The sequence below is a fragment of the Bacillus sp. BD59S genome (assembly GCF_007363175.1).
GTDB lineage: Bacteria > Bacillota > Bacilli > Bacillales > Bacillaceae_G > Bacillus_A > Bacillus_A pacificus.
Genome location: NZ_CP034686.1, coordinates 112,318 through 120,000, shown reverse-complemented (window position 1 = coordinate 120,000; position 7,683 = coordinate 112,318). Strand labels below are relative to the sequence as shown.

10 protein-coding genes are annotated in these 7,683 nt (G+C 37.5%); 1 reads left to right on the top strand and 9 read right to left on the bottom strand.

Translation table 11 applies throughout. The features are described from left to right. Window positions 1–96 precede the first annotated feature (96 nt). The gene (gene gerD / locus EKQ63_RS02575) at window positions 97–714 is read left to right on the top strand and encodes a spore germination protein GerD (protein ID WP_087951336.1); all 618 of its coding nucleotides are present in this window, start codon (window positions 97–99) and stop codon (window positions 712–714) included. Between the two features lie 56 nt (window positions 715–770). Here the strand turns inward: gerD and EKQ63_RS02570 are convergent, their stop codons facing one another. From EKQ63_RS02570 to EKQ63_RS02530, 9 genes are all read right to left on the bottom strand, one after another. Continuing rightward, window positions 771–1,838 carry an Mrp/NBP35 family ATP-binding protein gene (locus EKQ63_RS02570; RefSeq protein WP_087951335.1) on the bottom strand — a complete coding sequence of 356 codons (1,068 nt, stop codon included), beginning with the start codon at window positions 1,836–1,838 and terminating at the stop codon, window positions 771–773. Between the two features lie 144 nt (window positions 1,839–1,982). Further along, window positions 1,983–2,696 carry an N-acetylmuramoyl-L-alanine amidase CwlD gene (cwlD, locus tag EKQ63_RS02565; protein WP_000822436.1) on the bottom strand — a complete coding sequence of 238 codons (714 nt, stop codon included), beginning with the start codon at window positions 2,694–2,696 and terminating at the stop codon, window positions 1,983–1,985. 66 nt (window positions 2,697–2,762) lie between these two features. Further along, entirely contained in the window at window positions 2,763–3,191 is a 429-nt protein-coding gene (locus EKQ63_RS02560) for a DUF2521 family protein (RefSeq protein WP_087951334.1), read from the bottom strand. A 162-nt stretch (window positions 3,192–3,353) separates the two neighbouring features. Next, a complete protein-coding gene (gene rpsI / locus EKQ63_RS02555) occupies window positions 3,354–3,746 on the bottom strand; it encodes a 30S ribosomal protein S9 (protein ID WP_000079986.1) in 393 nt (130 codons plus the stop codon). Window positions 3,747–3,767: 21 nt separating this feature from the next. Then, window positions 3,768–4,205, bottom strand: a complete 438-nt coding sequence (gene rplM / locus EKQ63_RS02550) for a 50S ribosomal protein L13 (RefSeq protein WP_001260793.1) — start codon at window positions 4,203–4,205, stop codon at window positions 3,768–3,770. 152 nt (window positions 4,206–4,357) lie between these two features. After that, window positions 4,358–5,101 carry a tRNA pseudouridine(38-40) synthase TruA gene (gene truA / locus EKQ63_RS02545; protein ID WP_087951339.1) on the bottom strand — a complete coding sequence of 248 codons (744 nt, stop codon included), beginning with the start codon at window positions 5,099–5,101 and terminating at the stop codon, window positions 4,358–4,360. 14 nt (window positions 5,102–5,115) lie between these two features. Further along, entirely contained in the window at window positions 5,116–5,910 is a 795-nt protein-coding gene (locus tag EKQ63_RS02540; protein ID WP_001186532.1) for an energy-coupling factor transporter transmembrane component T family protein, read from the bottom strand. Continuing rightward, window positions 5,898–6,779: an energy-coupling factor ABC transporter ATP-binding protein gene (locus EKQ63_RS02535; RefSeq protein WP_087951333.1), complete on the bottom strand. Its 882-nt coding sequence runs from the start codon at window positions 6,777–6,779 to the stop codon at window positions 5,898–5,900. The genes EKQ63_RS02540 and EKQ63_RS02535 overlap by 13 nt, the downstream gene beginning before the upstream one ends. Further along, entirely contained in the window at window positions 6,755–7,597 is an 843-nt protein-coding gene (locus EKQ63_RS02530) for an energy-coupling factor ABC transporter ATP-binding protein (RefSeq protein WP_139869733.1), read from the bottom strand. The genes EKQ63_RS02535 and EKQ63_RS02530 overlap by 25 nt, the downstream gene beginning before the upstream one ends. Between the last annotated feature and the right edge of the window lie 86 nt (window positions 7,598–7,683).

Sequence of the window (7,683 nt, the reverse complement as noted above, 5' to 3'; positions counted from 1 at the left end):
AATGACAATTTCAAAAAGCTAGCCATGTTCATGTATAAATTCCTTAAAGATATTTATATTAAAAAGAGAGAACTGTGCTGAAAGGAGTTCCAACTTATGAAACGGATGCTGCTCGTTTTGACTTCTTCTTTTCTATTCCTTGTACTTGTAGCATGTGCACAAGAAAAAGAAGCAAAGTCCGAACTTGATTATGATCAAACGAAGAAAATGATTGTTGATATTTTAAAAACCGACCAAGGTAAGAAAGCCATTCAAGATGTGTTAACTGATGAAAAAATGAAACAAGCACTCATACTAGATGAAACAGTGGTAAAGAAAACGATTGAAGATGCAATGGTATCCGATAAAGGGCAACAATTCTGGGAAAAGCTCTTTAAAGACCCTGAGTTCTCATCGAAATTCGCTAAAAGTATGGGAAAAGAACAAACAGCCTTAATGAAAACATTACTAAAAGACCCTGAATACCAAGCAGGCGTTATAGAAATTATGAAAAACCCTGAAGTAGAAAAAATGATGTTACAAACGATGAAGAGCAAAGAATACCGGCAATATTTACAACAAGTACTAACAGAAACTGCTGAAAGCCCACTCTTCCAAGCTAAGATGATTGATATTATTAGTAAAGGTGTCCAAAAAGCCGAAAAAAGTGGTTCTGATAAAAAGGAAGCCGGCGGTGAAGGTGGTTCCCAAGCAGGTAAAAAGGAACAGCAGTAAAAATAATAACGATAATAATGAGTGGACAATATATGTATCATCCACTCATTATTATTTTATTTTTGTGCAACAGCTGTTTTATCAATTACCGTTTCAGCTATTGTGCGATAAATAAGACCTGTCGTATGCGTATCTTCATATACTGACGGCGCAAAATCTTCTTTATTCCAATCAGGTTGTTGAAGCGGGATTCGGCCAAGTACTTCTGTTTGAAGTTCTGTAGCTAATTTATCTCCTCCACCTCTTCCAAACACATATTCTTTTTCGCCAGTTGTTTTACTTTCAAAATAAGCCATATTTTCAACAACACCAAGAATACTATGTTCTGTACGTAAAGCCATTGCTCCGGCACGTGCTGCTACAAATGCCGCTGTTGGATGGGGTGTTGTGACAATAATCTCTTTACAAGCCGGCAACATCGAATGTAAGTCTAGCGCAACATCACCTGTACCTGGTGGTAAATCTAAAACTAAATAATCTAAATCGCCCCATTCTACTTCTGTAAAGAAATGATTTAACATTTTCCCAAGCATAGGCCCTCTCCAAATAACCGGTGCATTATCTTCTACAAAGAACCCCATTGAGATTACCTTTACACCTAGACGCTCCACTGGAATGATTTTATCTCCTCTTACTACAGGGCGTTTTTCTATCCCCATCATATCAGGTACGCTAAAACCATAAATATCAGCATCAATGATACCAACCTTTTTCCCTAAACGAGCTAGAGCGATAGCAAGGTTAACAGAAACTGTTGATTTTCCTACTCCACCTTTTCCACTCGCCACTGCTAAAAATGTCGTTTTCGAATTTGGTGACAATAAGGATTCAGTTTGCTCTTCTTCTTGTTCTGGTGCAAACTGAGCTAATTCCTCTTCTGTAAATTCTGCAAAGCGAAGCCCTACTGTTGCTGCTCCCAGTTCTTTTACTAACTTTACAATTCCAGATTGCAATTGCATTTGTTCCGCTGTACCGGTTTTTACAATTGCAATTTTCACACTTACATGTCCCTTCTCAGGCTTGACTGTTACCTCTTTAATTGCCCCTGTTTCTTTTAACGTTTTATGTAAAAACGGATCTACAATCCCCTCTAGCGCTTCCACTACTTGTTCTTTCGTTACCATAATTAGCCCAGCCCCCTGTATGAAAAATAACATAATGTTAATTAAATATATCTCTCTTCACTTTTTAAATAAATGCGTTTACATTTCCAGTATAACATATTTTCGGAAAACTTCGTTAACGAGAGAAACGCAAAAAAATCCTCCTTATTCTGGAGGATTTCCTTTTTCCGTGAAATAACGTAATATACCACGATATACTGCAGCCGCTACCTTTTGCTGATATTTCTCCGAATTTAACATATATCTTTCATTTACATTCGATAAAAAGCCAGCTTCAATTAAAGCGCCTGGTGTTTTCGCATACTTTAATAAATACACATGAGAAATTGTTTTAGCAGAACGATTTGTATTCTCTAAACTCGTTCTCAACTCAGCTTGTATAAATTTCGCAGCACGTTCATTTTCAATTGAAGAACGGTAATAGAACGTTTGTGCGCCTTTCGATCCACTACTCGTTAAAGCATTTAAATGGATACTTGCAAAAAAGTCTACATCGGGTTTATTAATAATCTCTACACGTTTTTTTAAATCTTCTGCTTTACGTCTACTATATGACTTTGTATCTTTCTGGGCTAAATCATAATCTCCCTCACGTGTTAAAATAACTAGTGCACCTTGTTCTTGTAAATAATCTTGTACCTTCTTTGTAATCTCAAGCGTAATATCTTTTTCTACAATATCCTTGCCACCAACAGCCCCTCCGTCTGGTCCACCATGCCCAGCATCTAATACGATTACTTTCCCTGATAAGGGTAAATTCCAAGCTCGCCACGATTTTGTAATTTGAAATTCTTGTTTTACTAAAAAAAACAAAATAACCGCAGCGAGTGCAAAAGAGATAATTCGAATTCTCTTCATACCTTTCCTCCTCCAGCTAGTCCCTCTAATTACTTATATGGGACAAGAGGAAAGTTTATGCTTGTCTTAATGAAGCTTTAATCGATATCTTCTTTCACCTTTTTCATATCCTTCCTGCCACCATAAGCCGATAAACTGCTGGCAAGATTCAAAAAGTAATTCCTCATCTTGTAACTTAATCTCCCGCATAGTCATGCTCGTTAAAAATTGAAATAGTGTTTCCGTTAATTGTCGCTCTTCTTCTAAGGCCCTATATTTCACATCAAAGAACGATTCGCCATAATAACCAAATTTGCTATACCTCGCTCCTAATAAATACGATTCTATCCCTAATTCAATGCAGTAATCTTCATACTGACGATGAAGTTCCTGCATCTGAAAGGCATCTCTAATATTTGAACGTAATGTTTTTAATGATAATTCCCGCAGCATCTTCCGCTCATATTTCAACTGCTTTTCTTTTTGTTTTTCTTGTAAGCTGACAATGACATTCATAGTACTTATAAACCTCCCTAATACGTATTAGTCTAAACTTCTAAAGAAGAAGCATACGCGAGAGGATAGCACTAAAATATTCCAAACTACAAAAATTTCAAAAGAGGAATGAAACATAAAAAAACCCCAACCAAAATGGTTGGGGTTTGTAGTTCGCAAAAATTAACGTTTTGAGAACTGAGGTGCACGACGTGCGCCTTTAAGACCGTATTTTTTACGCTCTTTCATACGTGCGTCACGAGTTAATAGACCTGCACGTTTTAGTGTTAGACGGTATTCTGGATCAGCTTTTAATAAAGCGCGAGAAATACCGTGACGAATAGCACCAGCTTGACCAGTGTATCCACCACCATTTACGTTTACAAGTACATCGTAGTTACCTAAAGTTTCTGTTGCAACTAGAGGTTGTTTCACTACTTCACGTAATGCAGCAAATGGGATATAGTTTTCAAAATCACGACCGTTAATGATAACGCGTCCTTCGCCTGGAACTAGGCGTACGCGCGCTACTGAACTCTTACGACGTCCAGTGCCATAGTATTGAACCTGTGCCAAAGTAAGCCCTCCTTTAATTGATTATCCGCGAAGTTCGTAAACTTCTGGTTTTTGTGCTTGGTGTGGATGCTCTGCTCCAGCATACACGTTTAGTTTCTTAGAAACTTGACGGCCTAAGCGTCCTTTTGGAAGCATGCCTTTAATTGCAAGCTCTAACATTTGTACAGGGTAGTTTGTACGCATTTCAAGAGCTGTTCTTTGTTTAAGTCCACCTGGGTGGTTAGTGTGACGGTAGTAAATTTTATCGTTTAATTTATTACCTGTTAAATGAATTTTCTCAGCGTTAATAATAATTACATGATCACCCGTGTCAACGTGTGGTGTAAATGTAGGTTTGTTTTTACCACGTAAAATGGATGCTACTTCACTAGCAAGGCGACCTAAAGTTTGACCTTCAGCATCAACCACATACCATTTACGCTCAACTTCGTTAGCTTTTGCCATAAAAGTCGTACGCATGTGTTTCCCTCCTCGTTATCTTTTCCATAGAAAAAATCTATTGTTTATCTTAAACACGATTTCCTTCCGGGGCTAATCGTGGTTTTAGAAACAATACCATATGTTATGATATACTTTTGAGTTTCTAATGTCAAGCAAATGTTACACCAGGATTAGTTGTTATAGTTTACCTGCCATAAATAAAGCCCATGACCAGGAGCCATCTTTCCAGCAAACTGACGATTTTGTTTCGCTAGAATCTCTGGAATGCTATCCGGATCAAGCTTTCCTTGCCCTACGCTCAGTAACGTACCAACAATAATCCTGACCATATTATATAAAAATCCATTACCTACAAAACGAAAAATTAATTCGTCGTCTTGCTCAATTAGCTCAATTTCATAAATTGTTCTCACTTTATCTTTTTTGTCAGTTTTTGCCGAACAAAAAGAAGTGAAATCATGCGTTCCAATAAAATAAGGGATCGCTTTTCTTATAGCGTTTATTTCGAGCGGATATGGATATTGATATACGTAATTTCTACGGAATACATCCGCAGTCTTTGATAATAATACACGATAACGATATTCTTTTCTCTCGACACCGTAACGTGCATGAAATTCTTCTGTTTTTTTCTCTACCTGTGTGATAACAATATCATCTGGTAACATTGTGTTTAATGCATTGCTCCATTGCCACTCTTTAAGAGACAACGGTGTATCAAAGTGTATCACTTGTCCTTTAGCATGAACAGTAGAATCTGTTCTGCCCGATGCCTGAACACGGACAAGTTCCCCTTTATGCAATTTCTGTAAAGCTTTCTCTATTTCTTGTTGAACAGTACGATGCTGCGGTTGAATTTGATAACCACAAAAATGCATGCCATCATATGCAACCGTACATTTTATTCTATCCATTTCTTTATTCTCCATTACGATCGCACCCATGCCAAAATACAAGCTAAACAAAGTAAGCTTATAATCGTTACTGTATCGCTTGTTTTCCAGCGTAGTTGCCTGAATTTAGTACGTCCTTCGCCACTTTGATATCCACGGGCTTCCATAGCAATTGCTAAGTCCTCTGCACGTTTAAAAGCACTGATAAATAGAGGAACGAGTAGTGAAATGATAGCTTTCATCCTATCTTTTATCGGTCCCCCTGCAAAATCAATACCACGTGACGATTGTGCCTTCATTATTTTACTCGTTTCATCCATTAATGTCGGAATAAAACGAAGAGAAATTGACATCATTAATGCGATTTCATGAACAGGAACTTTTATACGCTTCAACGGCTTTAATAACGTCTCCAAACCATCTGTAATCTCAATGGGTGTCGTCGTTAACGTTAATAATGTCGTCATTAAAATAATAACGAAGAATCGTATAGAAATGTATATTCCTTGCTCTAATCCTTTTTCATGTATCGAAAACCAACCAAGCTGGAATAGTACTTCCCCTTCTTTATTTGTAAAAATATGCAGGAAAAATGTAAAAAGAAAAATCCATAGAATTGGTTTTAAGCCCGAAAGTACATAACGAATCGGCACTTTTGCAAAAAATAAAGCAATGAGTGCATATAAAAATAAAAATCCATATGAAATCGCATTATTTGCTAAGAAAACAACAAATACATATAAAAAGACAATCAGCAGCTTCGTACGTGGATCAAGTTGATGAATAAGAGAATTCCCTGGAATATATCTTCCAATAATCAACTGCTGCATGATTCATGACCACCTTTTCGTAACACCTGCACAACTTCATGAGTAAGATCCTCTAAAGATAAGGTAGCCTTTGGGATTGAAATGCCAAACTTCTCTTCAATTGCACGTTTATACTTTAAAGACATAGGAAGATCCACGCCAATTTTCTCTAGTTCATCAGCATGTGAAAATACTTCCTCTGCACTTCCTTGCAAAAAGACCGTTCCTTTATGCATGACTACAATCTGCTCGGCATATTTAGCAGCATCCTCCATATTATGCGTTACAAGGATAACTGTAAGGCCTTTCTCCTTATGTAGCTTATAAAACATCTCCATAAGTTCATTTTGCCCTTTTGGATCTAGTCCTGCTGTAGGTTCATCTAATACAAGCACTTCGGGTTCCATCGCTAATACGCCTGCTATCGCAACACGCCTCATTTGCCCACCACTTAACTCAAATGGTGAACGTACTAACAGTTCTGGTTCTAACCCTACAAGTTCAATTGCCTCTCTTGCCTTTTGCTGCGCTTCTTCTACAGATACACCAAAATTAGTAGGTCCGAAGCAAATATCTTTCTCCACAGTCTCTTCAAACAACTGATGTTCTGGAAATTGAAAGACAACCCCTACCTTTTTACGTAGTGGCTTTAGCTTTTTTTCTTTCTTTCCTGCCGAAATGAAATGTTCACCAATTTGAACTGTGCCATTTGTCGGCTGCAATAAACCATTTAAATGTTGAATCATCGTCGACTTACCTGAACCAGTATGACCGATAATGGCATAATAGCCCCCACTTGGAAACGACACGTCTACATCATAAAGTGCGCGTCTTTCAAATGGAGTTTTATATTGATAACGATGTTCTACTTTTTGGAATGTAATCTCCAAAGTTCGTTCACCAAGCTTTCCATTGTAAGATGCGTATTTTGCAAGAGAATTTCATTTCTTTTTAATAATTCTGCTATTTTCACTGAAAATGGTACATCTAATCCAATTTCTTGGAGCATATGAGAGGACTTGAAAATTTGTTCTGGAGTCCCTTCCTCTAATATCTCTCCCTTATTTAAAATAATGACACGGTCTGACTGTGCCGCTTCTTCTAAATCGTGAGTAATTGATAACACGGTAATACCTTTTTCATTAACAAGTTGTCTAACCGTTTCTACCACTTCACGTCTCCCTTGAGGGTCTAGCATTGACGTTGCTTCATCTAATATCAAAATAGATGGCTGAAGTGCTAAAACGCCTGCTATTGCTACTCGCTGCTTTTGCCCACCAGATAACGAATGTGGCTCATCATTAAGAAAATCTTCCATACGGACTAGTCGTAAGGCCTGATCTAATCTTTCTACCATTTGCTCTCTTGGCATTCCGATATTCTCTAAACCAAAGACAACGTCATCTTGCACTGTTGTTCCAACAAATTGATTATCTGGATTTTGAAATACCATCCCAATTTGTTTTCGAACATCCCATACCGTTTCCTCTGACAAAACCATTGCATCATTTACTGTAATTGTCCCTGCTTCCGGCAAAAACAAACCATTCAATAATTTTGCAAGTGTAGACTTCCCAGAACCGTTTTGTCCAATAACAGATACCCATTCTCCTTCATATAAGGAGAATGAAACATCTTTTAATGCATAAGTGGCTGCACCAGGATATTGAAATGATATATTTTCTGTCCGAAGTTTCTCTTTTTTCAATACAAGGCACCCTTTCCTTCGCCAAGTAAGCCTATTTTTATATTTAAAAAAAAGGGCCATGACCAGTTTCTTGAAAAGAACTGTCC

Coding starts and splice junctions, on each gene's coding strand:
- cwlD (WP_000822436.1), bottom strand. CDS start 2,696: ATGAAGAGAATTCGAATTATCTCTTTTGCACTCGCTGCGGTTATTTTG.
- EKQ63_RS02570 (WP_087951335.1), bottom strand. CDS start 1,838: ATGGTAACGAAAGAACAAGTAGTGGAAGCGCTAGAGGGGATTGTAGAT.
- gerD (WP_087951336.1), top strand. CDS start 97: ATGAAACGGATGCTGCTCGTTTTGACTTCTTCTTTTCTATTCCTTGTA.
- rplM (WP_001260793.1), bottom strand. CDS start 4,205: ATGCGTACGACTTTTATGGCAAAAGCTAACGAAGTTGAGCGTAAATGG.
- EKQ63_RS02540 (WP_001186532.1), bottom strand. CDS start 5,910: ATGCAGCAGTTGATTATTGGAAGATATATTCCAGGGAATTCTCTTATT.
- truA (WP_087951339.1), bottom strand. CDS start 5,101: ATGGATAGAATAAAATGTACGGTTGCATATGATGGCATGCATTTTTGT.
- EKQ63_RS02560 (WP_087951334.1), bottom strand. CDS start 3,191: ATGAATGTCATTGTCAGCTTACAAGAAAAACAAAAAGAAAAGCAGTTG.